At 66.9% G+C, this 26229-nt stretch carries 18 protein-coding genes; 9 read left to right on the top strand and 9 right to left on the bottom strand.

The window, feature by feature from the left end; all coding sequences use genetic code 11:
• Positions 1 to 22 precede the first annotated feature (22 nt).
• The 3 genes from EO081_RS07955 to EO081_RS07945 form a co-directional block, all read right to left on the bottom strand.
• Positions 23 to 1954, bottom strand: a complete 1932-nt coding sequence (locus EO081_RS07955; protein ID WP_375781645.1) for a sialate O-acetylesterase — start codon at positions 1952 to 1954, stop codon at positions 23 to 25.
• Positions 1955 to 2000: 46 nt separating this feature from the next.
• A complete protein-coding gene (locus EO081_RS07950; RefSeq protein WP_129341299.1) occupies positions 2001 to 3542 on the bottom strand; it encodes a tryptophan halogenase family protein in 1542 nt (513 codons plus the stop codon).
• 66 nt (positions 3543 to 3608) lie between these two features.
• Complete coding sequence (locus EO081_RS07945) at positions 3609 to 6641, bottom strand: TonB-dependent receptor (protein ID WP_129341298.1); 3033 nt, start codon at positions 6639 to 6641, stop codon at positions 3609 to 3611.
• A gap of 239 nt (positions 6642 to 6880) precedes the next feature.
• On the opposite strand from EO081_RS07945, the gene EO081_RS07940 reads away from it, so the two are divergent.
• The 4 genes from EO081_RS07940 to EO081_RS07925 all read left to right on the top strand — a co-directional run bounded on the left by EO081_RS07940 (position 6881) and on the right by EO081_RS07925 (position 13228).
• Complete coding sequence (locus EO081_RS07940) at positions 6881 to 7567, top strand: SapC family protein (protein WP_129341297.1); 687 nt, start codon at positions 6881 to 6883, stop codon at positions 7565 to 7567.
• Positions 7564 to 8562 carry a cupin-like domain-containing protein gene (locus EO081_RS07935; RefSeq protein WP_276319834.1) on the top strand — a complete coding sequence of 333 codons (999 nt, stop codon included), beginning with the start codon at positions 7564 to 7566 and terminating at the stop codon, positions 8560 to 8562. Before EO081_RS07940 ends, EO081_RS07935 begins: the two co-directional genes overlap by 4 nt.
• Before the next feature lie 578 nt (positions 8563 to 9140).
• Complete coding sequence (locus EO081_RS07930; RefSeq protein WP_129341296.1) at positions 9141 to 12149, top strand: TonB-dependent receptor plug domain-containing protein; 3009 nt, start codon at positions 9141 to 9143, stop codon at positions 12147 to 12149.
• 74 nt (positions 12150 to 12223) lie between these two features.
• Positions 12224 to 13228: a glycoside hydrolase family 43 protein gene (locus EO081_RS07925; RefSeq protein ID WP_240697583.1), complete on the top strand. Its 1005-nt coding sequence runs from the start codon at positions 12224 to 12226 to the stop codon at positions 13226 to 13228.
• 67 nt (positions 13229 to 13295) lie between these two features.
• On the opposite strand, the gene EO081_RS07920 is transcribed toward EO081_RS07925, so the two are convergent.
• The gene (locus tag EO081_RS07920) at positions 13296 to 14336 is read right to left on the bottom strand and encodes a LacI family DNA-binding transcriptional regulator (protein WP_240697582.1); all 1041 of its coding nucleotides are present in this window, start codon (positions 14334 to 14336) and stop codon (positions 13296 to 13298) included.
• Between the two features lie 254 nt (positions 14337 to 14590).
• On the opposite strand from EO081_RS07920, the gene EO081_RS07915 reads away from it, so the two are divergent.
• Complete coding sequence (locus EO081_RS07915; RefSeq protein ID WP_240697581.1) at positions 14591 to 15832, top strand: MFS transporter; 1242 nt, start codon at positions 14591 to 14593, stop codon at positions 15830 to 15832.
• Positions 15829 to 17487 carry a glycoside hydrolase family 43 protein gene (locus tag EO081_RS07910; protein ID WP_129341292.1) on the top strand — a complete coding sequence of 553 codons (1659 nt, stop codon included), beginning with the start codon at positions 15829 to 15831 and terminating at the stop codon, positions 17485 to 17487. The genes EO081_RS07915 and EO081_RS07910 overlap by 4 nt, the downstream gene beginning before the upstream one ends.
• A gap of 77 nt (positions 17488 to 17564) precedes the next feature.
• On the opposite strand, the gene EO081_RS07905 is transcribed toward EO081_RS07910, so the two are convergent.
• From EO081_RS07905 to EO081_RS07890, 4 genes are all read right to left on the bottom strand, one after another.
• The gene (locus tag EO081_RS07905) at positions 17565 to 18188 is read right to left on the bottom strand and encodes a retropepsin-like aspartic protease family protein (protein ID WP_129341291.1); all 624 of its coding nucleotides are present in this window, start codon (positions 18186 to 18188) and stop codon (positions 17565 to 17567) included.
• Between the two features lie 72 nt (positions 18189 to 18260).
• Positions 18261 to 19517, bottom strand: coding sequence for a M24 family metallopeptidase (locus tag EO081_RS07900; RefSeq protein WP_129341493.1), 1257 nt, complete (start codon positions 19515 to 19517; stop codon positions 18261 to 18263).
• Positions 19518 to 19578: 61 nt separating this feature from the next.
• A complete protein-coding gene (locus tag EO081_RS07895) occupies positions 19579 to 20547 on the bottom strand; it encodes an SDR family oxidoreductase (protein ID WP_129341290.1) in 969 nt (322 codons plus the stop codon).
• Positions 20544 to 20960 (bottom strand): cupin domain-containing protein, encoded by a 417-nt coding sequence (locus tag EO081_RS07890; RefSeq protein WP_129341289.1) that lies wholly within the window; start codon positions 20958 to 20960, stop codon positions 20544 to 20546. The genes EO081_RS07895 and EO081_RS07890 overlap by 4 nt, the downstream gene beginning before the upstream one ends.
• 126 nt (positions 20961 to 21086) lie before the next feature.
• Between EO081_RS07890 and EO081_RS07885 the strand changes: the two genes are divergently transcribed.
• The 3 genes from EO081_RS07885 to EO081_RS07875 all read left to right on the top strand — a co-directional run bounded on the left by EO081_RS07885 (position 21087) and on the right by EO081_RS07875 (position 24989).
• Positions 21087 to 22613 (top strand): MFS transporter, encoded by a 1527-nt coding sequence (locus EO081_RS07885; protein ID WP_129341288.1) that lies wholly within the window; start codon positions 21087 to 21089, stop codon positions 22611 to 22613.
• Between the two features lie 245 nt (positions 22614 to 22858).
• Positions 22859 to 24142, top strand: a complete 1284-nt coding sequence (locus EO081_RS07880) for a catalase family protein (RefSeq protein WP_183947851.1) — start codon at positions 22859 to 22861, stop codon at positions 24140 to 24142.
• Between the two features lie 4 nt (positions 24143 to 24146).
• Positions 24147 to 24989, top strand: coding sequence for an MBL fold metallo-hydrolase (locus EO081_RS07875; protein ID WP_129341287.1), 843 nt, complete (start codon positions 24147 to 24149; stop codon positions 24987 to 24989).
• Between the two features lie 38 nt (positions 24990 to 25027).
• Here the strand turns inward: EO081_RS07875 and EO081_RS07870 are convergent, their stop codons facing one another.
• Positions 25028 to 26011: an aldo/keto reductase gene (locus EO081_RS07870; protein ID WP_129341286.1), complete on the bottom strand. Its 984-nt coding sequence runs from the start codon at positions 26009 to 26011 to the stop codon at positions 25028 to 25030.
• Between the last annotated feature and the right edge of the window lie 218 nt (positions 26012 to 26229).

Below are 26229 nucleotides of genomic sequence, written 5' to 3'. Positions count from 1 at the left end.
CGCCTCGGCAGTCGCGCGGTTGTTATTGCTCGCTGGAAACCGGCACCTCAAACGTGCCGACGGGCAGTGGCGCCTCGTCGACGAGGTTGGTCGCGGGCGCCTCCGTCCAGGCGTAGCGGATGCGGGTGACCGGTCGCCCGTCGCTCGGAAGCGTGACTTCGCTGCGCGCCACCGTTCCGGATGCGTAACGGCAGGTGCCGGGTGCCGCATCGCACAGCTCGAAGCCGATCGCCTGGTTCGATCCGCGGGCGTGCAGCGCGACCGTGACCCCCTGGAAGCGCAAGATGATGCTTCCATCGGGCGCGCGGCGCGCGTCGGCAATGGCGGGGCCGGCCGGCGCAACCGGCTCTCCGTACAACGCCGCCCGCATCACGCGGGCCAGTCGCTGGCCAACCTCGTGCTTCTCGCCCGGATGGATGTCGAGCGCGTCCCCGATGTCGAGGGTGACTGCCAGGCCAGCATGGGGATCAGCGGCAGCGACGCGACGTTGGGCGTCGCGCAGATAGCCCCAGCCGCTTTCGGAAGGCGCGAAGCTCGGCGCGCCGTAGGAGGAGAGCTGGACAATGCCGAACGCGGTCTCCGGGGTGCCGAAGCGCTGGCGCCAGTCGGCGATAAGCGCCGTGAGCCGCTGCTCGTACCCGGGGATGCCGGTATCCGACTCCCCCTGGTACCACGCAATGCCGGCCAGCCGGGTGGTCCCGAGCGGCGCGATCATCGCGTTGAACAAGGTCCCGGCGCCGTTGATGTCGTCCCAGGGCACGCGCGGGGCCGCGCCCGCCAGCCGCTTCGCGACCGCGTAGCGCCAGCCGGTGCCAAGCGGCATGCTGGTGCCGTCGGCGAAGCTCAGCCGCATGGCCTCGGCAGGGCCGGTCATGCCGCCATTGGCGTAGACGTCGTCGTCGTTCACGGTGATGACGTTGCGACCGGGCTTCAGCGTTCCCTCCGGAAGCGCATAGACGCGCGACTGCCCGGCCAGGCTGCTCCCGCCGACGCCTTTGCCATTGACCCAGGTGCGGTCCGCGTCGTCCACCGCCCCAAGCACCAGCGTGGCGGGGCCGCGGGCCTGTTCTGCCGTGATCTCGATTTCACGCTGGTACCACAGCATGCCGTTGTAGTTGGCGAGTTCGGGCACCCCCCAGGTCTCGAAGTTCGTCATCGCCGGCACCGGCTGCCAGGCGAGTTGCGCGTCCGGCTGCCACGGCTCCTGGCCCAAGCGGTCGCCGGAGCCGGTGCGCCACCAGTCCTCCCAGATCGACGACGCGCGCCGATTGGCGGCGGCCGGGTCCCGCGCATAGAGGGCGAGGAGGTCTGCCTGTTCGGCTCCTCCAGCACGTCGCAGCGCGGCATCGCTCATCCAGGCGCTGATCCGCGATCCGCCCCAGCTGGAATGAATGGCGCCGATCGGCACGCCCGCGGTGCGCCGCAGCGCCTGTGCCATGTAGAAGCAGGCGGCGGAGAAGGAGGGGGCACTGTCCGGGCTCGCCACTTCCCAGCGAGGCTGCTCGGCAAACCGGGCGAGGGGCGCCGCGGCCGACACCTTGGCAATGGTGAGCAGCCGGAGTTGCTCGTCTGCGGGCGCATGCGCGTCCGGGATCAGGTCCTGCGCGTCCCGGACCGCCAGTTCCATGTTGCTCTGGCCGGAACAGAGGAACACGTCGCCGACCAAGATGTCGCGCACCACGGCCGCGCCGCTGGCGGCGGCGATCGTCAGATCATAGGGGCCACCGGCGGGCAGCGCGGGCAACCGCACTTCGAAACGGCCCGCGCGATCGGCCTTCACGGTCGCCGAACGTCCGGCAAGCGTCACCATCACGGTTTCCGCGGGAGCCGCTTCGCCGGCCAGGACGATCGGCTGCCCGCGCTGGAGCACGGCATGATCACTCAATACCCCGTCCAGTCGGGGAGCGGCCATCGCAGGGGCGTACGCCGTGGTCGCAAGAAGAGCGCCTAACATCAGGCGCGCTGAGATGGTCCGCATTGGCTGGTGCTCCCTGTTCGGCTCAGATCGGCTGGAGGCCGTGCCGCACTATTCGGTCGATGAGGTCCCGATGCGCAGGCAGACTGCTCACCAGGCGCTGGGTCTGGATCTGGTTCTCACGTCGGGCGCGTCGGGCGAACTCCACATCCTCATCGATCGTGCCGGGGAGAACGGCGGTTCGCGCCCCCATGCCATACAGGACATATTGGTAGCTCGCGGACGGGAAGACCTCCTCCGCCCGGTCAAACTCGTCGTGCATCCAGGGCGACTGGTATCGCCAGAGCTCCATCAGCCCTTGCAGGCGATCGGGGATCGTCTCCGGCCGCAGATTGTCGCGCCAGAACTCCGTGTCGGTCCGCTGGGTCAGCGAATAGTGGAGCTTCAGGAAGTCGATGATCCGGCCCCAGCGGTAGGTCGTCGTCTCGTTGAACCGCCGGGCCACCACGTCCATGACTTCGCGGCAGGCAGGCAACTGCTCGGCGATCATCTTGGCCGAGAGCTCGATCAGCACGATGGCCGATGCCTCCAGCGGCTCCAGGAAGCCCGCGGCCAGACCCACGGCGACGCAGTTGCGCACCCAGAACTGCTCGCGATGCCCCGAGCGGATGGAGATCTGGCGGATCGGAAGGTCGTGCCCCGCTGGTCCCAGGTAGGCGCGCAGTTCCTGCTCCGCCGCATCGGCGCTGACATGGCTGCTCGAGAACACATGGCCCACGCCCCGGCGGGTCGGCAGGCCGATGTCCCAGATCCATCCGGCCGACTGGGCCGTCGAGATCGTGTGGGTCGCGATCGGCTGGTCCGGCCGGTCGTAGGGAACCTGCACCGCAAGCGCGGTGTCGCAGAACAGCGTATCGCTGCAACTGCGGAACGGCACGCCCAGCGCCTTCCCGATCAACAGCGCGGCAAAGCCGGTGCAGTCGATGAACAGGTCGCCGGCGATCGTCTGCCCCTGCGCGGTGTCGAGCGACCGGATGTCCCCCGTCTCCGCCAGCTTGACCTCCGTCACGTCCGCAAGGACGTGACGCACCCCAAGCACATTGCAGCAATGCCGCTGGAGAAACTGGGCGAATTTGCCGGCGTCGAGATGGTAGGCGTAATTCGCGAGCGCCTCATATTCAGGCGTGGCGATGGTCTTCGGGCCGAGCCCTTCGTCGCAGAGCCGACCTTGCGGCGTGACCGTGTCGCAGAAGCTCTCGTCGCCACCCTCCGCCAGCCAGTGCGGCGCGAGATTCACCTTGCCGAACTGCTGGGGAAGCATCAGCGGATGGTAATAACCGTCGTCCGCAGCGCCGGTGGTCCAGCGATTGAACCGCGCGCCCTGCTTGAAGGCGGCATCGCACTGCCGGAAGAACTCGGATTCCGAGATGCCCATGCGACGCAGCGTCGTGCGAAGCGTCGGCCAGGTGCCTTCCCCGACACCGATCGTGGGCACGTTCGGTGACTCCACCAGCGTCACGGTGAAGCCATGGGGCCGCTGCCCCTGGTGCTTCGCTGCGATCACCCCCGCAGTCAGCCATCCTGCGGTGCCCCCGCCGACGACCACGATGTTCTGTATCTGCTGCATAGCACTGCGTGTTCGAAAAATCGGCGGAGCACAACCGGGTTGCGCTCCGCCGAGTGGGGAGAAACATCAGAAGCGGTAGCGAGCACCCAAAGTGTAGCGCCGGCCGTAATCGAACACGTCGAGCAGCTGGTTGCTGTAGCGACCATGCGTGCTTTGCTGGTTGTTGTTGACGTTCAGCGCCTCAGCAAAGACGCTGAAGTTGCGGTTGATGTCGTAGCTCGCCGTCAGATCGATCTGGAAGCTCTCGTTGACGAAGGTCGGCTCTGCGCCGAACGAACCGGTGTTCTGGTTCTGCCCGAACTGCAGGAGATACTTGTCGCGCCAATTGAAGGCGGCGCGGAACTGTGCGCCGTTCTTGTCGTAGAAGCCGACGAAGTTTGCCGAATTGGCAAGGCCGGTGACGGCAAAGCCGGTCTGCGAGATGTCCGTCTCGTCATAGGGTCGATTGGTATCGACGAAGGTGGCGTTCGCCTGGAAGCCGAACCCGCTGTCGCCGAACACCTGCTGCCACGCGAGCTCGACACCGCGGACGGTCGCGTCGGGCCCGTTGACCTGCTGGGTCACCGCGAAGCTCGCAAGCGCGCCGGTCGTCGGGTCGATCAGGCCGTTGATGGCCTGACGGGTGACGCCGCCAACGATGAAGTTGCTGACGTTCTTGATGAAGAAGTCGACCGCCAGGTAGGAGTTGCGGCGGTAGTACCATTCGGCTGCGAAGTCGAAGTTGTCCGCCAGGTACGGCCGCAGATTGGGATTGCCGCCGCTTGCCGACAGGGCGCCGACGCGCTGGCCGTTGCCGACGTTCAGAACCGGGTTGAGCAGGTTCAGACCGGGCCGGGTAAGCGTTCGCGACGCGTCGAAGCGCAGCACCAGGTTGTCGGTCAGCTCCAGCTTCGCGTCGATGCTCGGCAGCAGATAGGAATAGGAGCTGTTGCTCGTGGCCGGCTGGATGTCGGTATAGGTCGGGATGCTGAGCAGCGTCGGGTCTGCCTCGCTGCGCACGATGGACGTGGGCAGACGACCCTGGCCCGTCGCCTTGAGGTTGGTATGCTCGTTGCGGACGCCTGCCGTGAACGAGAAGGGCAGGCCGCCCACTTCCGTCTGGAAGCTCGCGCTCAGGTACAGCGACCAGGTCTTCTCCTTCACCCGCAGGACGCTGCCGGGATCGACCGCCTCGTCGAACGTGCCGGTGAACCCCGACACGCCGTCGTAGTTGAAGCCGGGGATGTTCTGGGCCTGCGGATTGCCAAGGCCGGTCAGGAAGTTCTGGTACGCGACCGGATCGAACATGAACACCGATGGCGGCAGCGATCCGTTGAAGCCCGGGATGAACTTGTTGAGGCTGATCGAGCCCTGGTAGAGGTCGGCGGGCAAGGGTGCGATACCCGTGGCGCGTCCCGAAGGCGCACCGTAGCCGGCATAGGCCTGCCAGAAGTTGTTGGTGAACGTGCTCTGGTTGCGGAATTTGAACGTATCTTCGTAATATTGGCCGCCGGCCTTGATCGTCAGGTCGTCCTGCTTCCAGGTCGCATTCCCGCGGAATTGCAGCAGTTCGTCCGTGTTCTTCTGCGTCTGGTTGACGGTGACGTGCGAGCCGATCAGCGACTGGTCCGCCCAGCCGGCCGCATTGCCGCGGGGGCCGAAGTTGCTGATCGACGGGAAGGAGTCCTTGCTGTCGCCGTCGATGGTGAAGCGCAGCGTGTTGGACAGATCGCCGCCATAGCCGATGTTGCCGTTCTGGCTGCCGATCACGTCGCCCGGGTTCAGCCAGCTCTTGGCATAGGCGACATCGCCCTCCAGCGTCAGGTTCTCGGTCGCGTCGTACTTGACGTTGAGGCCGGTCTGGTTGGTGCGCAGGATCTGCGTGTTGAGGGCGGCGGTGAAGTCGGTCGGCGTACCCGCCTGGGTGAAGTCGACCGCCGTGCCGTTTTCATCCAGCGTGACGTTGCGCAGGTCGCCCTGGTTGAACCAGACGCCGAACGCATAGTTGTTCTGGGTGATCTCCTGGCGCGAGAAGTTGTTGTCCAGCGTCACCATCAGGTCGTCGGTCGGGTGGTACTGGAGCGAGATGCGCGCATCGACGCGCTCGTCCTCGACGCGCTGCTGCTCGGCGCCGTACTGCTGCGGGAACCAGCCCGGCAGGTTCTGGCGGTTCGAAGGGGTGGCGTACGCAGGCGCTTCCGGGTTGCTGGTCGGCGCGCAGGTCGTCGGTCCCCCGGCCAGCTGGCACGGCGCGTAGAGTCCGCCCGGCCAACCCGACACATAGACGCGGTTGGTGTCGGTATTCCGCTTCGTGTAGATCACGTCCGCCAGCACGCCGATGGTGTCGTCGGCAAAGGTGTTGCTCAGCAGCAAGCCGGCAGTGGGCGTCACCTTGTCCGCACGGTCCTGGAGCGAGCCCGATGCAGAGGCGGCGAGGCGGAAGCCTGGATGGTCGAAGGCGTTCGGGAACTGGATGTTCACCGTGGCGCCGATCGAACTGGAGGTGAGGGAGACGTCCGGCGTCTTGAGCACGGCAAGCTGGCCGATGAAGTCGACGCCCACCGTGCTGAAGTCGATCTGGCGTCCGCCGGTTGCGGTCGAGATGCGCCGCCCGTCGTACAACGTCGTGTTGAAGTCGCCGCCGAAGCCGCGAACGGTGATGCCGGTAGGTTCGCCGCGCGAGCCCGAGCGCTGGATCGACACGCCCGGCAGGCGCTGCAGCGAGGCCGCGACGTTCGAGTCCGGGAACTTGCCGATGTCCTCGGCAGAGATGACGTCGACCACGCCCGAAGACGTGCGCTTGATGTCGAGGTTGCGCTGGAGCGAACCGCGCAGACCGGTGACGACGATTTCCCCGCCATCGACCGAATTGCCCTGCGTGGTCGCTGGATCGGTAGCGGTGTCCTGGGGCTGGCCCGCCTGCTGTGCGGAGGTCGTGTTAGCGGTAGCTGGAACAGCCGGCTGCGGCGCAGATGGAGTTGTCGTGGTGCTGTTCTGCAGGCTGCCCTGATCCTGAGCGGCGGCGGGGAGCCCCCAGCTCAGTGCCGCAGCACTGGTTGCGCAGGCGAGCAGGCGGGCACGACGAGAACGCGCGCGAGTCGGGCGGGTATCGGAGTCCATTTCAACATCCCCTCTTTCAACGCAGCGCCGCCCCTTCTTGTGCGGGGAGTGCGCCACAACAGCCTGCCGGCGGCCGAATCAGGGTGACAGGCACCCATGGTCGTCAGGAAGCGTTAGCGCTCACAATACGCACGTTCCTTGCTATTGCAAGTCTGCTCGGAGTTAAGTCGCCTTGGCTTTGCGCTGAGAACTTCCCGTGCGATCTTAGGCAAAGAACAAAACATGATGTGGGAGGCCGGATGCCTATCTGGGAATTGTTGGACCAATCGCGGCACGCAGACCTGCGGGTCACGCGAGCAGGCGACTCGACGCGCCACTTTGCGCAGATCGTGGCGGACGAGTTTCTGCAAGCCGCGCCCTATTATCCGATCCTGTTCACCAAGCATCCCGAAACCGGAGCGTTCTACGCCGGGGTGGTGATGGGCGTGGAGCCTGGGCGGAATCTGCTGACGACGGACGGGCTGTTGCCCGACTATCGTCCGGCGGACCTCGAGCGTCAGGGGTTCTTCGTCGGGGACGACGGCATCGTCGTGGATCGGGAGCATCCCGCCTTTGCGCAAACCGGGGGCCAGGCGCTGTTCGAGAGCGACGGCACTCCCAGTGTGGCGCTCAAGCGGGTTCAGCATGCGCTTCAGCGGCTCCAGGCGGGCATCCCGGCTACGGACGCGGTGATCCAGCGCTTCCTGGCGCACCGGTTGCTGGAGCCGATCGACGTCACCCTCAACTTCGACGATGGCAAGCCTTTGCGCCTCGAGGGGCTCTACACGGTGAGCCTGGACGCGCTGCACGCGCTGCCGGATGCTGCGGCGCTCGAATTGTTCCGGAACGGGGACCTGCAGCTCGCCTATGCGCAGGCGGGTTCGGTACGCCATCTCCGAACGCTTGCGAGGATCCGCAACAGCAGGCTTGCGGAGGCAGGCGCGTGATCGAGAAGCCGGCCGAGGGGGCGCTGGAGGATCCGGAGCGTTTCCGGACGCTGGTGATGGAGCGATGCGTGCCTGTCGTGCTCCGCGGCGCGGCCCGGCACTGGCCGATGCTGGCCGGAGGTGACCTGCAAGGCGTCGTCGATCACCTCCTTCGCTTCGAGGCCGGGCGGGCGGCCGAGGTGTTCGTCGGCGCACCGGAGATCGGCGCACGCTATCATTATGACGAGGCGCTGACGGGCTTCAATTTCACGCGCGAGACCATGTTGTTCCGCGACGGCCTTGCCCAAATCCTTGCGACCGCTGGAGCGCGGGACAAGCCGACCAGGTACATGGGGTCCCTTACCGCCGAGACCTATTTCCCCGGGATCGAGCAGACGGTGCGGCTGCCGTTCGTTCCCACCGCCGTGCGGCCGCGCTTCTGGATCGGGCATCCTTCGACCGTCGCCTGCCACTATGACACAATGGACAACGTTGCCTGCGTGGCGGCGGGCCGCCGTCGTTTCACGCTGTTCCCGCCCGACGCCATCGGGGACCTCTACGTCGGGCCGATCGACCACACGCTTGCCGGCCAGCCGGTCAGCCTTGCGGCCGGAAGTCCGCCCGGTGACCCCCGGTTCCCGCGGTTCGAGCGCGCGAGGGAGCGTGCGCTGATCGTAGACCTGGATCCAGGGGACGCGCTCTACCTTCCCAAGCTCTGGTGGCACCAGGTCGAGGCGACGGGCGAGGTGAATGTCCTCGTCAATTTCTGGTGGGACGGTTTCGCCACGGGGCCGGACCAGCCGTATACCGCGATGATGCTGGCCCTCGTCGCCATCGCAGAGCGTCCGGCTGCCGAGCGGGCGGGGTGGCGCGCGTGGTTCGATCACTATGTCTTCCGACCAGAAGGGCACCCGCTCGGTTTTTTGCCCCCGGAGCACCACGGCGTGCTTGGAGCGGAAAAGGAGAACCAGGGGCGGATTCGCGCGCTGGTGATGCGCATGCTGCGGGGTGGTTGATTTGCGGCCGGGCGCGCCAGCGAGGGTGTTTGTCGCGCGAGGATCGTGGGTCGGTCATCCCTGAAGTTCCGCCGAGGAGCGCTTCCACGCCGATCGGTCTCTTCAAGCCGGGCGTCCAACGTTCTGAAACGCCAGAAGAAAAGTCGTGCGCGGTGCGGGGTTTCCAAACGGCGGCGCTGCACCCGGCCATGATCTGAACGCAGGATCGAGCGCATCAAACTTCGTTGTCCGAGTATTGACAACGCACGCGCAACAGTTGAACTGTGAATGGTAACGTTACCGTAGATGGCCTTCGGGGCTGCGGGCGAACGGTTCGCGCCGACTCCTGTCGAAGTGTGACCGACGACCCAGCGGATGCGTGAACGAGGAGAGGATGATCGTTACGGCGTACAGGCACGTCTGAGACATCGCCATGCTGTTGAAAGGCCGCCTGATCTGCGGCTGCGCATGACGCTCACCCGGCGTTCCTGGCCAACAATCCTCCGAACTGAAGAACTTGGGTTCACTCCGGGTGGAGCGGCCGCTGGGGGCACGCGCCCGTGCTGGACCGAACGGTGAAGGCAAAAGGGAGAGCAGGGATGCGGAAAAAGGGATCGGCAGGGAGCGACGCGTACATCCGGCACGGGGTCGCCGGCATGGCGATAGCGATCGCGTGCATGGCGGCCGCGCCGGCTTGGGCGCAGGATACGGGCTCCGCCCAACCGGAGGTATCCCAGCCGCAGGCCGCCGAACAGGACGATGCACAAGCGGCACTCACCTCCACACCCGCCGCCGGTGAAGCAGAGAGCGGCGCGGCGCAGGACATCGTCGTCACCGGATCGCGCATCACCACGAGCGGCTTCAACGCGCCGACCCCGACCACGATGATCGACGCGGGCGCGATCGCCGCCAATGCGCAGCCCAACGTCTTCACCACCATCGCGCAGCTGCCGTCGCTCCAGGGCTCGACCGGCACCAGCACCGGCACGTTTAGCACCTCGAGCGGACAGCAGGGGCTCAGCTCCTTCTCGCTGCGCGGCGTCGGCGCGATCCGCACCCTGACCCTGCTCGACGGCCAGCGCGTCGTCGGTGCGAACGTTACCGGCGTTCCGGACATCAGCCTTTTTCCGCAGCTGCTGATCAAGCGCGTCGACGTGGTCAACGGCGGTGCCTCCGCCTCCTACGGCTCGGACGCGGTCGGCGGTGTCGTCAACTTCATCACTGACACTCGCTTCGAAGGCTTCAAGGGCAACGTCCAGGGCGGCATCACCACCTATGGCGACAACGAGCAGGGGCTGATCCAGCTCGCCGCGGGCAAGAGCTTCCTGGGCGACCGCCTGCATGTCGTCGCCAGCGGCGAATTCGCAAAGGAAGCGGGCGTCAGCGGCGACGGCTTCGGTACCGATCTTGCCGGCGGGCGTGACTGGTTCCGCCAATCGACGCTCATCAACCGCAACGTCTTCAACGACGGCTCACCGCAATATGTCTACCTCGATTACGCCCAGCCCTATAACTACACCAAGTACGGCCTGATCACTGCCGGCCCGCTTCAGGGCATCGCCTTCGACCAGTCCGGCAGCCCGTTCGAGTTCCAATACGGCTCCAACGGCGTGCCCGGGCGCGACGCGGCCGGCACCGTCGCCGGCTGCTATCCCGGCTTCTGCATCGGCGGGGACCTTTCGGGGAACGTCGATGCCGGCCGCTCGCTCCAGTCGGGCATCCAGCGCTTGGGCGGCTATGGACGCGTCGGTTTCGACTTCTCGCCCAACAACGAGATTTACGTTTCCGCCAACATTGCGCAGGTCAAGACGAACAACGTGCCGGTCGCCGGTGCAAACCGCCCGAACCTGACGATCGAATGCGCCAATCCGTTCGTGCCCGTGTCGATCCGCTCGGCATGCGCTGCGGCAGGGATCACCAACTTTCAGTTCGGCACCAGCAACGCAGCGGTCGGCGACGCAAAGGTGCATACCGATCGCCGCCAGTATCGCTTCGTCGTGGGTGCAAAGGGACGCCAGTCGGTGCTCGGCTCGGATTGGAGCTATGACGCCTACTACGAGCACGGCCGCAACTACACCGACATCGACGTCAGCAATGTGCTGCTGTCGCGCCGTTTCAACCAGGCGATCAACGCAACGACCCTGAACGGGGCGATCGTCTGCGCCGATCCGATCGCACGCGCGAACGGCTGCCAGCCGTTCAATGTCTTCGGCGGCAATCCGTCGCAGGCGGCGCTGGACTATGTGCTGCCCGAAAACGGCCCGTTCCAGCGTACGCGCCAGACTCAGGATGTCGTCAGCCTCAACTTCTCGGGCTCGCCGTTCAGCCTGTGGGCGGGGCCAGTGTCGTTCGCGTTCGGCGGCGAATATCGCCACGAGTTCTACAAGGTGCGCGCGGACGCCTATGGTGCGGGCATCGAGAACACGCCGAACGATGCTGCCTATCCGGTCGACCCCGTGCTACTGCCGGGTGGCAACAACTGGTATGCCGGCAACTACAAGAACGGCAAAGGCGCCTATAGCGTCAAGGAAGCATTCGTCGAAGTCGACGTGCCGATCCTCGATTCGGAAACGCTTGGCCGCGCCAACATCAACGGCGCCGGCCGCGTCACCGACTATAGCACCTCGGGCACAGTCTGGGCGTGGAAGCTCGGCGGCACGTGGGATCTGCCGGTCGACGGCTTCCGCCTGCGCGGCGTGACGTCGCGCGACGTGCGCGCACCGAACCTGTCGGAGCTGTTCGCAGCCCCCGTCACGACGACGCTGCCGAACTTCTTCGATCCGTTCAACAACCAGAACGTGCTGGTCATCCAGAACACCATCGGCAACACCAACCTGACGCCGGAAATCGCGCGCAACACGACGGCGGGCATCGCCTTTGCGAACTCGTCGTGGCTGCCGGGGCTGAGCGTCTCGGTCGATTACTACCACATCAAGATCACCGACGTGATCTCGAGCCTGGGCGCGCAGGACATCGTCAACCTGTGCTTCCTTGGGGTTCGTCCGGAAACCTGCGGCGTGTTCGACCTGAACAACCCCAACGGGCCGAATTATGTCAACGTGCAGGCGTTCAACCTCGCCTCGATCGTGACCGAAGGCGTCGACATCGAGGCGAGCTACCGCTGGCAGCAGCCGCTCGGTCTGCCGGGCAGCTTCACCGCGCGCGTGCTGGCGACCAACATCCGCAAGTTCGTGACGGACACCGGGCTGCCCAATACGATCCCGAACGACAGCGCGGGCGTGAACATCGGCAGCACCCCGGACTGGAAGTGGCTGGCGCAGCAGACCTATGAAACCGACCGCTTCTCGATCCTGCTTCAGGAGCGTTGGTTCAGCGACGGCGTGCTCGGCAACCAGTATATCGCCTGCACGCCCGGCAGCTGCCCGACGTCGACCAACAACCGGCCGACGATCGACAAGAACTTCGTACCCGGTTCCTTCTACATGGACGTGGGTGGTACCTATAACGTGACGGATGCGGTGACGGCCTATTTCAAGGTCGACAACCTGTTCAACAAGGACCCGGAGCCCTCGCCGTACTTCGTGAACCCGGCCCTGTACGATGTGCTTGGCCGTACGTTCCGGGCGGGCGTACGCTTCCAGTTCTGACGCATCGGTCCGGGGGTGCAGGCCCCCGGACCTTGTGCCGCCGGCGGATGTCGGTGCGACCGAGGAGATTTGACGTGAGGCTTTCCCAACTGGCTATCGCCTTGTTGCTGACGACAACTTCGATGGGCGCAGCAGTTGCGGCAGGACCCGAGCGGCCGGTCGGCGCAAACCCGATCATCCGCGACAAGTTCACCGCCGACCCTGCGCCGATGGTCGATGGCGACCGGCTGTACCTGTACGTCGGGCACGACGAGGCGCAGCGGGACGAGATGTTCAACATGAAGGAATGGCTCGTCTATTCCACGACCGACATGAAGCACTGGCAGGACCATGGTCCGATCATGAAGGTCAGCGACTTCAAGTGGGCGAAGAAGGACGCCTGGGCTTCGCAGACCATCAAGAAGAACGGCAAATACTGGTTCTATGCCGCGGTCGAGCACGACAATACCCACCCCGGCAAGGCGATCGCGGTCGCGGTGTCCAACAGCCCGACCGGCCCGTTCGTCGATGCCAAGGGGTCGGCGCTCGTCACCAACCAGATGACGCCCAAGGGCACGCACAGCTGGGAGGACATCGACCCCACCGTCTTCACCGACGACGACGGCTCGACCTGGATCGCGTGGGGCAATCGGCAGGCTTATATCGCCAAGCTCAAGCCGAACATGATCGAGATCGACGGCGAGATCACCGAGATCACGCCGCCCCATTTCGAGGAAGGACCGTGGCTGCACAAGCGCGGCGGCATGTATTATCTCACCTACGCGTCGCTGGACCGCAGCACCCATCGCGACGAGCGCGTTTCCTATTCGACGGCGCCTGCGATCACGGGCCCTTGGACCTATCGCGGGGAACTCACCGGATCGGGCAAGTACAGCTTCACGATCCATCCCGGCATTGCGGAGTTCAAGGGCAGGTCATACCTGTTCCTGCACAACGCCGCGCTGGAGATCGGCGACTTGAACGGTGCGATCGGCCGCCGCGCCGTGACCGTCGAACACCTGCGGTACAATCCGGACGGGACGATGGTCCCCGTGATCCAGACGGACGCCGGAGTGACGGCACCACCCCCGGCGAAGTGACGCTCCGCGACGGGCCCATGGCGAGAGCCCGTCATCGGCCTGCGTCTCCAGACCGGGTTCTTTCTGCTTAGCCGGATTCTGCGGGCGGGGCCGTCGACTCCCGCTCGACGAGGACGTGCTTCAGCACGCGGGAGCGTCGCGCGCCCTTTGCCGGGGCGGGACCCGCTCGCATCTCCCGTATCAGGAGCTGCAGGGCTTCTGCCGCGAGCTCCAGCACCGGTTGCCGGATGGTCGTGAGCGGCGGCCAGAGCGTCACTGCCGCCGTGGTGTCGTCGAAGCCGGCGACGGTAAGATCGGCAGGGACGTCGAGGTGCCGGCGGTGCGCGACGGAGACGACGGCTGCTGCCATGTCGTCGTTGCTGGCGAAAATTGCGGTGGGCGGGGTGCGCGCATCCAGCAGCTGCTCGCCCGCGACCAGCCCCGACGCATAGCTGAAGTCGCCTTGGACGACCTGTGTCTCGACCGTGCCGGCCTCCCGCACCGCGGCGTGGAACCCGCTCAACCGCTCCGCGCTCGCGGACTGGTCCGGATTGCCGATGATGAAGCCCAGGCGCCGGTGCCCGAGGTCGATCAGGTGGCGGGTCATGTCGTAGGAGGCCCGGCGGTTGTCGATGCGGACCGAAATCGCATCCCGCGCCGCACCGCCCACCACGGCAACCGGCAGGTTCGCCTCCCGAAGCAGCTGCCGGATGAGCGGCACCTCGCCCAGCGGCGGTGCCAGGACGACGCCGCCGACGCCGGAGGCGATCAGCCCCTCGATGGCGTCGCGCGTCGGCGGCTTGCCGTCCTTGCCCTTCAAAAGGATCAGCTGTGCCGCCCGGTCGGAAGCCTCCTCGAACACGCCGCCCAGAAAATCGCTCATGAACGCGGCGCTCGGATTGGAGTAGATGACGCCAATCCGGATTTCCCGGGACGTCACCAGGCTGCGCGCCATCATATTGGGCTTGTAGTTGAGCTCGCGGATAGCCTCGTTCACGCGCTCCCGGGTCTGGTCCCGGACGCCGGCATCCGCGTTGATGACGCGGGAAACGGTCATCGGCGACACGCCCGCGTGCTTGGCAACATCGATGATGGTGACGCCGCGCGTCCGTCGGGCGGTTTGGGCCAAGCTCTTCTCTGCGTTCCCGCTGGCGGAATTCGCCTGCGACCGTCGGCTGCCGACGTGCATCCCAACAAGCGACTTCGTCAATGCCGATGTGGTACGACTTAGGTCGCGGGTCGAGAAATCGCCGGAGGCCGCGGACTGCCGGATGCTGGAAGGATATCACGTGAAGACGCCGATTCTGCCCTCCAGCGGCTTGCATTCGATCGCTTCGGGCGCGTACCACCCGCATGGTAACGTTACCGGCTAGGGGCGGGCGGTTGAGGCGATTTCCGTACATTCGTTGGACCATCATCGGCCTGTTCGTGGGCGCCATGGTCATCAACTATCTCACCCGCAGCATTCTTGGGGTCGCTGCACCGGCGATCATGGCCGAGCAGCACATCTCGTCCGCGCAATATTCTTGGATCACGGGCGCGTTCCAGCTCGGCATCATGTTCCAGCCGGTCGCAGGCTATCTGCTCGACCTGATCGGCCTGAAGGTCGGCTTCACCTTGTTCGTCGCCGTGTGGTCGTTGATCACCATGGGGCACGGCTTGGCGACCGGGTGGATGGGCTTCGCGGGCCTGCGCGGCGCACTGGGACTGGTCGAGGGCTCTGCCCAGCCGGCTGGGATGAAGCTGGTCGCCGAGTGGTTTCCGGCGCGGGAGCGCGGCGTCGCCGGAGGCATCTACCAGATCGGGGCGTCCTTCGGCGCGGTGTTCGCGCCGCCGCTGGTCGCCTGGGCGGTGCTCAATCACAGCTGGCGTGCGGCGTTCTTCGTCGCTGGCGGGCTCGGCCTCCTGTGGGTGATCGCCTGGCTGCTCTGGTACGCGCCGCCCGGGCGACATCGCGCCCTGTCGGAGAGGGAGCGGACGCTTATCGTCGAAGGCCAGGAGGCAGCGCTTGCGAAGCGGCGGCGTCGGCCACCGCTTCGGGAGCTGCTTGGCCAGCGGAACCTCTGGGCCATCGCCGGCGCGCGCTTTTTGGCCGATCCGGTCTGGGGCATGCTGTCGCTGTGGATGCCGCTGTACCTCGTCCAGGCGCGCCACTTCGATCTCACCCAGATCGCGATGTTCGCCTGGCTGCCCTTTCTTGCGGCGGACCTCGGCTGCCTGTTCGGTCCTGCGGTGGTGGCTTGGCTCCAGCGGCGCGGCATTTCGCTGGTGGATGCGCGTCGCGGCGCCTTCACGGTGGGTGCGGTGCTGATGACGGGCATGATGTTCGTGGGCACGGTGACCAGCCCGATCGCGGCGGTCGCGCTCCTCTGCCTCGGTGGCTTCGCGCACCAGACGCTGTCGGTGACGGTGATCACCATGTCGTCGGACCTGTTTCCGCAGGATCAGGTGGCGACCGCCACCGGCGTGTCGGGCACGGCTGCAAACCTTGGCGTGCTGATCTTCACGCTGGTGCTGGGTTCAATGGTCGACCAAGTCGGCTATCAACCCTTCTTCATTCTTCTCGGCTTGCTCGACCTCGTCGGCGCGGCGCTGCTCTGGACCCTGGTTCGAAAAACCGCATGACCATCCGCAATCCCATCCTCAGGGGCTTCAACCCCGATCCGTCGATCGTGCGCGTGGGCGACGATTACTACGTCGCCACGTCCACCTTTGAATGGTTTCCCGGCGTTCAGATCCATCACTCGCGCGACCTCGCGAACTGGCGCCTCGTCGCACGGCCGCTCCGCCGCCCCAGCCAGCTCGATATGCGCGGCAACCCCGACTCCTGCGGCGTCTGGGCGCCCGACCTGAGCTATGCCGACGGGCGGTTCCACCTGATCTTCACCGACGTGAAGCGCTACGGCCGCACGACCGTGGACGGCGCCCGGGGGGCGTCGCTGCGCGACTTCCACAATTATTGGGTCTGGTGCGATCGGGTCGATGGCGACTGGTCCGATCCCGTCCACCTCAACAGCAGCGGCTTCGATCCGGCGCTGTTCCACGACGACGACGGGCGCAGCTGGCTCCTCAACATGCTGTGGGATCACCGTCCGGGTCCGCGCCGCTTCGCCGGCATCGTCGCGCAGGAGATGGATCTCCGCAGCGGCCGCCTGCTCGGAGAGCGCCGCGTGATCTTCGAGGGAACGTCGCTCGGCTTCACCGAGGGGCCGCACCTCTACAAGCGGGAGGGTTGGTATCATCTCCTTGTCGCGGAAGGTGGGACCGAGCGGAACCATGCCGTCGTCATGGCCCGCTCGCGTTCGCTGTTCGGTCCCTATGAGGTGCATCCCGACGGCCCCGTGCTTACGGCTCGCGGCCGGCCCGAGGCTCCCCTGCAGCGCGCCGGTCACGGCGACCTCGTCGAGACCCCTCTGGGCGAAACGTGGATGACCTATCTCTGCGGCCGTCCCCTGCCGGCAAGCGACCGATGCGTGCTGGGGCGCGAAAGCGCGATCCAGCCGATGCGCTGGGGTGCCGACGGATGGCTCCGCACGCTCGACTCCACCGGCGCGCCGATGGCGGAAGTACCGGTGGAGGTGCAGGCCGACGTCGCCCCGGTGCAGGAGGAGACCGAGTTCACCGGCTCAACCCTGCCGGAGCCGTTCCAGTGGCTTCGCACGCCCTATCCGGAGCAGTTGTTCAGCCTCGATGCTCGTCCTGGCTACCTGCGCCTCTACGGGCGCGAAACGATCGGCAGCCACTTCACCCAGTCGCTGGTCGCGCGGCGGCAACAGGCGTTCCGCTACCATGCGCAGACCTGCGTCGAGTTCGAGCCCCGGCATTTCCAGCAGGCGGCCGGCCTGATCTGCTATTACAACAGCACCAAGTTCTACTTCCTCCACCTGACCGCCGACGATTGCGGCGAGCGTCAGATCCAGGTCCTCGCCGTCACGCCCCAGGGGGAGGGGAGCAGTCTCCTCACGCCGCCGGTCCCGATCGGCGCGGGCGCCGTCGAGCTGCGTGTGGAGGTGGACCATGAGGCGCTTCGCTTCGGCTATCGTCTTGCAGGCGCCCTGGAGTGGTGCTGGCTCCCGGAACGGTTCGACGCGAGCCTGTTGTCGGATGAGGCGACGCTGCCGGGCCTGCCGAACTTCACTGGCACCTTCGTCGGCATGGCGTGCCAGGACATGGCCGGCACCGGCCTTCCGGCCGACTTCCGCTATTTCCACTATGTCGAGCAACCAGCTGCGGACGCGCTGCGGGAAGCGGCATCGGAACGGGCGGAGGTTTTGGGCTAGGCGCGCTCCCGGGGCAGGGGATGCGCGGGCCCGAACCATGCCGCGCGGTGCCACCCCTCGCCGTCGTGGCTCCCGGCTCAGCGTCGGCGCGCGGGCTCTGCCCTGGCTTTCGGGACCAGGATCAGCGTTCGTCCCTCCACCCGCCACGACGCCAGGTCGGAGAGGAAGTTCATCCCCAGCACGTTCATGTCGCCGAGCGCCGGCGAGATCGCGACCTTGAGATCGCGCGCCGTGATCGATCCCAGCTCGAGCCGCTTCACCGATCCGGTACGCGCCTGGGCCAGGCCGTTCGCCGTCTGAAGCACCACCGGAACCAGGCTGGTCCCGGAACCCACGGAGGCCGCCCGTGCCGTGTCCTCGGAGATCGCCGTGATCGTCGCACCGCTGTCGACCAGCATGCGGCGCTCCACCCCGTTGATGGTCGCGCGTGCCCAGAAATGCCCGTCCGGCGACATCCGGATGCGAACCTCTCCGCCCGACACTTCCTGGCTGTTGACGCCGAGGCGCTCGGCGATGCGCGCGAGCGAAGGTTCGTAGGGAGCTTGCTGGAACAGGATGAACAGGCACAGCGCGAGCAACCCGATCGAGAAAGCGAAGCGCACGATCGGCCCGATGAACGGAATGCGCTGGACAAGCGCAAGCGCCAGTGCGGCAAGCACCGCATAGATCGCGATCTGCTGCCATTCGGTGCTGATGGTCATACGCTGTAGCCCTTCCTCCCGATCACGAACCCGAAGCCCCGGTTTTCGATCCGCAGCGTCTTTCCGGAACGATCAGAGCGGGCTGTCGATGGATGCGGGTGGCTTGCTGAACCAGCGCGGCCCCGTCGGAGTCATGTAGAAGCAATCCTCCAGCCGGACGCCGAACTTGCCTGGCAGGTAGAGGCCCGGCTCGTTGGAGAAGCACATGCCGGAGGCCAGCGGCGTGGTTTCTCCGTGCACAAGGTTGACCGGTTCGTGTCCATCCATGCCGATGCCGTGGCCGGTGCGGTGGGAGAGGCCCGGCAGGCGGTAGCGCGGGCCATAGCCCTGCGCCTCGTAGAAGGCGCGCACCGCGTCGTCGATGGTGCCCGCAGCGACGCCGATGCGGGCTGCTTCCAGCGCCACCTGCTGCCCTTTGGCGACGGTCTCCCATACCCGGCGAACTTCCGGGCGCACGCTCCGGTAGGAAAAGGTACGCGACACGTCGGACTCATAGCCATGCACCGCGCAGCCGCAGTCCATCAGCAGCACTTCGCCCGGCGCGATCCGGTGCACCTGTCGGCTGCCGTGCGGATAGGCGGAGGCCTCGCCCACAAGCGCCATCGAGAACTCCGGCTCGCCGCCGAGCTTGCGGGTTGCGGCGCTCATCAGCGCGGATACGTCACGGCCGGTCATGCCCGCTTCGACCCGCGCCCACGTCCAGCGATAGGCGGCAAGGGTGACGTCGGTCGCCAGCTGCATCAGTGCGATTTCGGCTGGCGACTTGATCATGCGGAGGCCGCGGACGACCGGGTCGGCCGATACCGGCCGCATGCCCGGCAACCGCGAACCGAGCCCGTCTGCCACGAAGAAGCGGGCGGTCTCCTCGATCCCCAGCCGCCCCTTGGCCAGGCCGCGCTCCTTCAGCCAGCCAGCGATCAGTGCCAGTGGACTTTCATCCTCCTGCCACACGCGCACCTCCGCCGCGACGTCGAGGGTCTCGCGGACGGAGGGCTCCTCGAAGAAGGGCGTGACCACCAGCGCCTCGCCTTCGCGCGGAAGGACGGCGGCGGTGACGCGCTCGCTCCGGCCCCACTGGACCCCGGTGAAGTAGGTGAGCGACGCTCCCGGTTCGATGACCACCGCGGCGATGTCGTGGCGGCGCATCAGTGCCTGGGCGCGCCCGATCCGTGCCAGCCGTTCGGCCGCATCGATCGGCTTTGCGCCCGTGGTGAGGTCACGGAGTTCCGACAGATCCGGCTCCGCGGCGCGCAGGAGCGCGCTTGAGGCCAGGGCCGGAACGGTGAGGGCTGAGCCGACGAAGCTGCGGCGGGAGAGGAGTGAATGCATCACGGCTGGATAGGGTGCATTGCAGGGACGCTGCAATGCACCCGCGTAAGCCGGCGTCGATTTACCGCCGTCGCCGCCAGAGCCATGCACCGAGGGCTGCCGCGCCGAGTGCCGTCGCTCCGGCCGCGGCCGCTGCGGCACGGCGCTGCTCGGGGCGACGCTGACCGCCCTCGATCCCGCTGGGCTCGCTGGGCGGATCGAAGAGCGTGCCGCTGCCGTCCTCGCCCCGCTCGGCCTCGCGCGACCAGCGCTCCATGAAGCCGTTCATCATCGCCGCGCTCAGGTTCGGCACCGCGAACTGTCCGAGCTTCAGGGCAAGTGCGGGCGCGCCGAGCACCGTCGTGTTGCGGGGATGCCGCGCGAGCCGCACAACGGCCTTCGCGACGGTCTCCGGCGCCAGCGATCCGGGCGGCATCGAGAGCCGCGCGCCCGTATAGTTCCCCGCGTGACCGATTGCGGGCGTGTCGACGAAGGTCGGATACACGTCGCAGATGTGGATGCGCGGGTTCTTCGAAAGCTCGCCGCGAAGCGCCTGGCTGAAGCCGCGCAGCCCGAACTTGCTCGCGGAATAAGCGGCGGCGAACGACGTCGCGAAGAAGCCGCCGATCGAGATCATGTTGACCCAGGTGCCCCGATCCTGCGCCAGGAAGATCGGAAGGACCGCATGCGCCTCGTTCATGTGGCTGAGCAGGTTCGCCTCGATCACGCGTTGATGGTCGGCGAGCGGGACGTCCTGGTATTTGCCGAGCACGCCCACGCCCACGCAACTGAACCATAGGTCGATGCCGCCCAGCCGCGCCCGCGCGTCCGCCGCGAAGTCCGCGACTGCGCGCGGATCGGTCACGTCTACGGGAACGGCATCGGCCGTCCCACCTGCACCGCGGCAGCGCAAGGCGATGTCGTCCAGCCCGGCCGTGCCCCGCGCGCCGAGCACCAGTCGAGCGCCCTGACGGGCGAAGGCGACCGCGGTCGCAGCGCCGATGCCGCTCGACGCACCGGTGATGACGACGCGAAGGGGCGCGCGGCTCATCGGCCGACCGCCTCCTTGACCTTCTCGGCCGCCTTCGCGAGCAGCCCCTTCTCGGCCTCTTCGGCCTCTTCCTTGGTCTTGAAGGCGGCACCTTCGGGCTCGGCCGGCGGCGCATAGACCGAGAAGAGCTTCAGGTCGCCGGACCCCTTGTTGATGATGTTGTGCTCCGATCCCTTGGGCACCACCACCATGTGGTTCTTGCCCGCCTTGGTCGAATGGCCGTCGACAACGACCTGCGCCTCGCCGGAGACGATGAAGGTCGTCTGGTCGGCGGGATGGGTCTCGGTTCCGATCTCCTCCCCGGCGGGAATGCTCATCAGCACGATCTGCACCTTGCGGTCCCGATAGACCTCCTTCTGCCAGAAGCTGTTCTTGGTCGCGAGATCCACCATGTCCTTGTTGAAGATCGCCATTCGCCTGCTCCTGTTGATTTCCGTTCGGGGAAGGGGACGAACGAAGGCCCCGGAGCGTTCCGTGGGCAAGGGGATCGGCCGGCGGGATCAGGCGTTCGGGCGGCGCAGGAATGTCCGGGAGACCAGATGGTAACGCTTTTCCCCCAAGCGCACGTCAGCGACGCCGAGCGCGAGCACGGCCTCCGCCTGCTGGTGCGCGAAGCGGCCTTGTCCGGCGGTACCGCCGCGCTTACCACCGGGGTCATCCTCACCGCCTTCGCGCTGCACCTGGGTGCTTCCAACACGATGGTGGGCGTGCTCGCGAGTGCGCCCTTCCTCGCGCAACTCCTGCAGCTTCCCGCCATCCTGCTGGTGGAGCGCCTGCGCACGCGCAAGCGGATCGCGGTCGTCACGAGCCTGGTCGGCCGCGCGATGCTGGCGGTGATGGCGGTCACCGCCTTCTTCAGCGGAACGGTGCCGCTGCTGTTGTTCCTCGCGGCGCAACTGGTCGTATGCGGGCTGGGTGCGATCGGGACCTGCGCCTGGAACGCCTGGCTCCGCGACCTCGCGCCGGAGGACCGGCTCGGGCGGGTGTTCGCGAAGCGCACGGCCTGGCTTACGGCGATCAGCCTGGTTCTCGGCCTCGCTGCGGCGCTCGCGCTGCATCTCACGCCCGCCGGATCGCTGTCGCGCGACCTGGTGTTCGCCGGGATGTTCGCGATCGGGTGCGTGACCGGGCTGATCAGCGCACGCGTGGTCGCGGCCATGCCGGAGCCTGAGATGCCCGCCACCGACGGACCGGTCCAACTCAAGCGCCTGCTCACGCAGCCCTTCCGCGACCGCAACTTCGCCCGGCTGCTGGGCTTCGTCGCCAGCTGGCAGTTCGCGATCAACCTCGCCACGCCCTTCTTCACCGTCTTCATCGTTCGCCAGCTCCGCTTCGAAGTCAGCTTCGTCATGGTGCTGAGCGTGGTGAGCCAGGTAGCGAACCTGCTGGCGCTGCGATCCTGGGGCGTGCTCAGCGATCGCTTTGCCAACAAGTCGGTGATGGCGGTGTGCGCCCCCGCCTATATCTTCGCCATCGTCGCCATGATCGGCGCGTCGCAGTTCGAGAACCGCACGCTGGTCGCCGCGTGGCTGTTGGCGCTGCACATGCTGATGGGCGCCGCCATCGCCGGCGTGACGCTCACCTCGACCAACATCGCCCTCAAGCTGTCGCCCAAGGGGAGCGCCACCGCCTATGTCGCAGCAAATGCGATGGTGACCGCAGTCGCGGCCGGCCTCGCGCCCATCCTCGGCGGTCTTCTCGCGGACTTCTTCGCGCGGCGGGAACTCGAACTGCTGCTCCGCTGGAGCGGCCCCAGCGGGACGCTCAGCCTGCCGCTCGTCCTCACCAATTGGGACTTTTACTTCCTGATCGCGGGTCTGCTGGGCCTCTACGCCATCCATCGGCTCTCGCTGGTGGCGGAACATGGCGAGATCGAACGGCGCGAGATGGTGAACCAACTGCTGTCGGAGACCCGGCGCGGCATCCGCAACATCTCCAGCGTCGCCGGGTTGCGGGCAGCAACCGACCTGCCCGCGTCGCTGCTGCGCGACGCGCGATTGCGACGGCGGCTCCGCCGCGCCCGCGCCCGGCGCGACGAGGCGCGAGACAAAGAGGGGCGGCATTGAAGGCACCGTTCGGCCCGCATCCGAGCCGGCGGACTGATCCACGTTACTCCCGACCGTCGTCGAATCGGTTTTTTGGCGCGCGGCGGGAACAGCGCCTTGCCTTCGGGGCTTGAGAGGCTGAACCGAGCGCCGGCAAGGGTGCCGCCTCGACCTCAAGGAAGAGGGAAGAGAATGGCAAGCATGCAGGACGTCCGGCAACCTCCGCGCGAACCCCTCGCCAATCGCTTCCCCCTTGCTGCGCCCGGGTGCTGAGCACCATGGCCTATGTCCGCTACGCGCCCGAAGTCGAAGCGATCCCGCCAGACGAGGGAGAGACGATCGACGCGATCATCGCGGCGATGGGGAAGGGCGGGGAGGTGACCTGCCGCCGCTACGGCCGCTACGTCCGTGTCTCCCACGCGAAATCGCATGCGCTGTTGCGCGGCGAGCTGCATGTCCGGGACGATCTGCCCCCGGAGCTCGCGCAGGGTCTGTTCGCGAAGCCGGGGCGCTATTCCGTGGTGGTACGCATGGCGCAGGTGCCCGGCGAACTTCTGGACGATCGTCGCGTCTCCACACCACGGGGCTTGGCGATCAAGGTCCTGGGGGTGGAGGGCGAGAAGCTGGCCGGACATGATGCCGACACGCAGGATTTCGTGCTCGACACCGGCACCGTCTTCAACGCGCCCAGCGCCCGCGCCTTTCTCGCCGCCATCAGCGCCACCGAGACCGCGACTGCGTTGCCGCAGGCGGTCAAGGCCGCCGTGTCCACTGCAGCCCGCGTCACGAACCGCGCGCTGAATGCGGTCGGGCTCAACAGCGCAAACCTCGACTTTTACGGCCATCCGCGGCTGCACCCGCTCGCCGAAGCCTATTTCAGCCAATGCGCTCTGCGGTACGGCGACCATGTCGCCAAGCTAGGCTTCTTCCCCGACAGCGAAACGCTTGCGGCCGTGCGGGCAAAGGGCATCGACTTCCACGATCCCGACGCGCTTCGGACGGCGATGGTGGTCTGGTTCACCGAACATGCGGCAGAGTTCGACGTCCGCGTGCAGCTGTGCACCGATCTGGAGCGGATGCCGGTGGAGGACGCCAGCGTCGACTGGCCGCAGGAGGAAAGCCCCTATCGTTCGGTCGCCCGTCTCGTGCTGCCGCCGCAGCCCGCCTGGAACGCGGTGCGACGCGCCTTTGTCGACGAGCAACTGCTGTTTTGTCCGTCCCACAGCCTGGCCGCGCATCGGCCGCTCGGCAGCATCATGCGCGCGCGGCTGGGTGCCTATGAAGTACTCGGCAACCGGCGCCGCGCCACCAACGGCTGTCCACTAGAGGAGCCCAAAGATCTGATGGCCATGCCCCAGGAAATCCCGAGCGCCGCTGCGCTCGCGTCTTCGGCCCGCAAGGGCTCACCGGTTCCCGCATCCTCCGGGGTCCTCGTGGTTGGCGCGCTGGCAGCGCTGGTCGGGGCTGTCTGGTTCCGCAGCCGCAAGGATGAGGCAGCGCTTCGCGAGCGGACCGCCGAACGTCTACGCACTCCAACCGAGGTGAACTGAACCCATGCGCATCCATCACCTCAATTGCGGTACCTGCTGCCCAGTCGGAGGGCGGCTCTTCGACGGCAAGAGCGACAGCCCTTTCGGCCATCTCGTCTGCCACTGCCTGCTAATCGAGACGGACTCGGGTCTGGTCCTCGTCGACACCGGCTTCGGGACACGAGACGTCGCGCATCCGCTGCGGCGCCTGTCGCCGTTCTTCCTGACGCTCAACAACATCCAGCTGCGTCGCGAGGAGACGGCCTTGGCCCAGGTGCGCCGGCTGGGGTTCGATCCCGCCGACGTCCGTCACATCATCGTCACCCACCTCGACTTCGATCATGCCGGCGGGCTCGAGGACTTCCCCAACGCTGCCGTCCATGTGACGGCGCGCGAGAAGGAGGTCGCGGATGAGCGGGCAGGGGGCGCCTTTGTGGGTACCCGCCGCTATCGTCCGCAGCAATGGGACGAAATGCAGGACTGGCGCCTCTATCCGCTAGGCGGCGGCGAGCGCTGGTTCGGCTTCGATGCCGTGCGGGATCTCCAGGGTCTGCCGCCGGAGATCCTGCTCGTGCCGCTCGCCGGCCACACTTGGGGGCACACCGGGGTGGCGATCCGCGAGGACGGCGGCCGCTGGCTGCTCCACGCGGCCGACGCCTATTTCTACCGGGGCGAGATCGGGTCGGAGCGCTATTCCTGCACGCCGGCACTGCGCGGCTACCAGCGGATGATGGAGGTAGATCGCGCCGCGCGCCTTCACAACCAGCAGCGCCTGCGCCGCCTGTCCCTGGATCACGGGGACGAGGTCCGCATCTTCTGCGCCCACGACCCCGTCGAGTTCGAACTGCTCGCGTCCGGGCAGCAATAGCCGGACCGCGGCGCCCCAGGCGGGGCGCCGCGACCCGCTTAGCTGGTCGCAGCCGGCACCGGAGCATCGGTGGGGATCAGCGCTTCCTCTCGCAACGCCTCCCAGACCGCCGCGGGCACGGTCGCGGCCATCAGCCGCGCATTCTCGCGCACCTTGTCCGGCCGCTTGGCTCCTGGAATGATCGCGGCGACGACCGGATGCGCGGCGCAGAACTGCAGCGCGGCGGAGCGGATGTCGGCACCGTGCCGTTCGCAGATGGCGGCGATCCGATCCCGCTTCGCGATCATGTCGGCCGGTGCTTCCTGATATTCGAAGTTCCGCCCGCCGGCGAGCAGGCCGCTGTTGTAGGGGCCGCCCACCACCACATGCACGCCGCGTTCGGCGCAGAGCGGAAAGAGTCGATCGAGCGCCGGCTGGTTGAGCAGGCTGTAGCGGCCGGCGAGCAGGAACACGTCGGGATCGGCCTGCTCGATGGTGCGCACGCACGGTTCGGTACGGTTCACCCCCAGGCCCCAGCCCTTGATCACGCGTTGATCGCGCAGTTCATCGAGCGCCCGGAACGCGCCCGTGCGGGCGATCTCGAACTGCTCCTCCCACGCATCTCCCAAGTGGTCGGCAGCGAGGTCGTGCACGAAGGCGATGTCGATCTGTGCGAGGCCCAGCCGCTGGTAGCTGTCCTCGATCGATCGCATGACCCCATCATAGGAATAGTCGAGTTCGACCCGGAACGGCAGGCCGTCCTTGAACGGCGGGTTCTCGGGGCGGCTTGCGTCTGGACGCAGCCGCCGCCCCACCTTGGTCGAAAGCACGAACTGCTCGCGCGGGTAGCGGCGAAGGACCGCGCCGAACCGGTGCTCGGAAAGTCCGCTGCCGTAATGGGGCGCCGTGTCGAAATAGCGGACACCGCTATCCCAGGCGGCCATCAGTGCCGCCTCGGCTGTCGCCTCGTCCACGACGTCGAACATGTTGCCGAGCGGCGCGCCGCCGAAGCCGAGCGGGCCGGGGGGAGCGAAATGGGGCATGCAGATCCTCGGAAAGCTGAAGGTGGTTCCATCAAAGCGCCACGGGCGGCGAGGCGTTCCCGTGAATACGCGCAATCGCCTCGATCAGGGCGCGCGAACGTCAGCGGTAGCGCGCCCCATCCGGCTGCCCTGTCCGGCCCCACGGCGGCGGCGGGCGCTTGGTTGCCGGGGCTCTACCCCAGCGGCGAGGTTGGCGAGACAAGGGGGTGTTTCGCTCG

Source organism: Sphingomonas desiccabilis (assembly GCF_004135605.1).
Classification (GTDB): Bacteria; Pseudomonadota; Alphaproteobacteria; order Sphingomonadales; family Sphingomonadaceae; genus Sphingomonas; species Sphingomonas desiccabilis.
Note: the sequence above shows the minus strand (reverse complement) of the source record. Positions and strands in the feature narration are given on the sequence as shown.

Bases quoted from the DNA above. Each gene is read 5' to 3' on its own strand.
- EO081_RS07905 (WP_129341291.1), bottom strand. From the start codon at position 18,188: ATGACCATCAGCACCGAATGGCAGCAGATCGCGATCTATGCGGTGCTT.
- EO081_RS07910 (WP_129341292.1), top strand. From the start codon at position 15,829: ATGACCATCCGCAATCCCATCCTCAGGGGCTTCAACCCCGATCCGTCG.
- EO081_RS07955 (WP_375781645.1), bottom strand. From the start codon at position 1,954: ATGTTAGGCGCTCTTCTTGCGACCACGGCGTACGCCCCTGCGATGGCC.
- EO081_RS07885 (WP_129341288.1), top strand. From the start codon at position 21,087: ATGGTAACGCTTTTCCCCCAAGCGCACGTCAGCGACGCCGAGCGCGAG.
- EO081_RS07930 (WP_129341296.1), top strand. From the start codon at position 9,141: ATGCGGAAAAAGGGATCGGCAGGGAGCGACGCGTACATCCGGCACGGG.
- EO081_RS07895 (WP_129341290.1), bottom strand. From the start codon at position 20,547: ATGAGCCGCGCGCCCCTTCGCGTCGTCATCACCGGTGCGTCGAGCGGC.
- EO081_RS07945 (WP_129341298.1), bottom strand. From the start codon at position 6,641: ATGGACTCCGATACCCGCCCGACTCGCGCGCGTTCTCGTCGTGCCCGC.
- EO081_RS07890 (WP_129341289.1), bottom strand. From the start codon at position 20,960: ATGGCGATCTTCAACAAGGACATGGTGGATCTCGCGACCAAGAACAGC.
- EO081_RS07875 (WP_129341287.1), top strand. From the start codon at position 24,147: ATGCGCATCCATCACCTCAATTGCGGTACCTGCTGCCCAGTCGGAGGG.
- EO081_RS07950 (WP_129341299.1), bottom strand. From the start codon at position 3,542: ATGCAGCAGATACAGAACATCGTGGTCGTCGGCGGGGGCACCGCAGGA.
- EO081_RS07940 (WP_129341297.1), top strand. From the start codon at position 6,881: ATGCCTATCTGGGAATTGTTGGACCAATCGCGGCACGCAGACCTGCGG.
- EO081_RS07900 (WP_129341493.1), bottom strand. From the start codon at position 19,517: ATGCATTCACTCCTCTCCCGCCGCAGCTTCGTCGGCTCAGCCCTCACC.
- EO081_RS07870 (WP_129341286.1), bottom strand. From the start codon at position 26,011: ATGCCCCATTTCGCTCCCCCCGGCCCGCTCGGCTTCGGCGGCGCGCCG.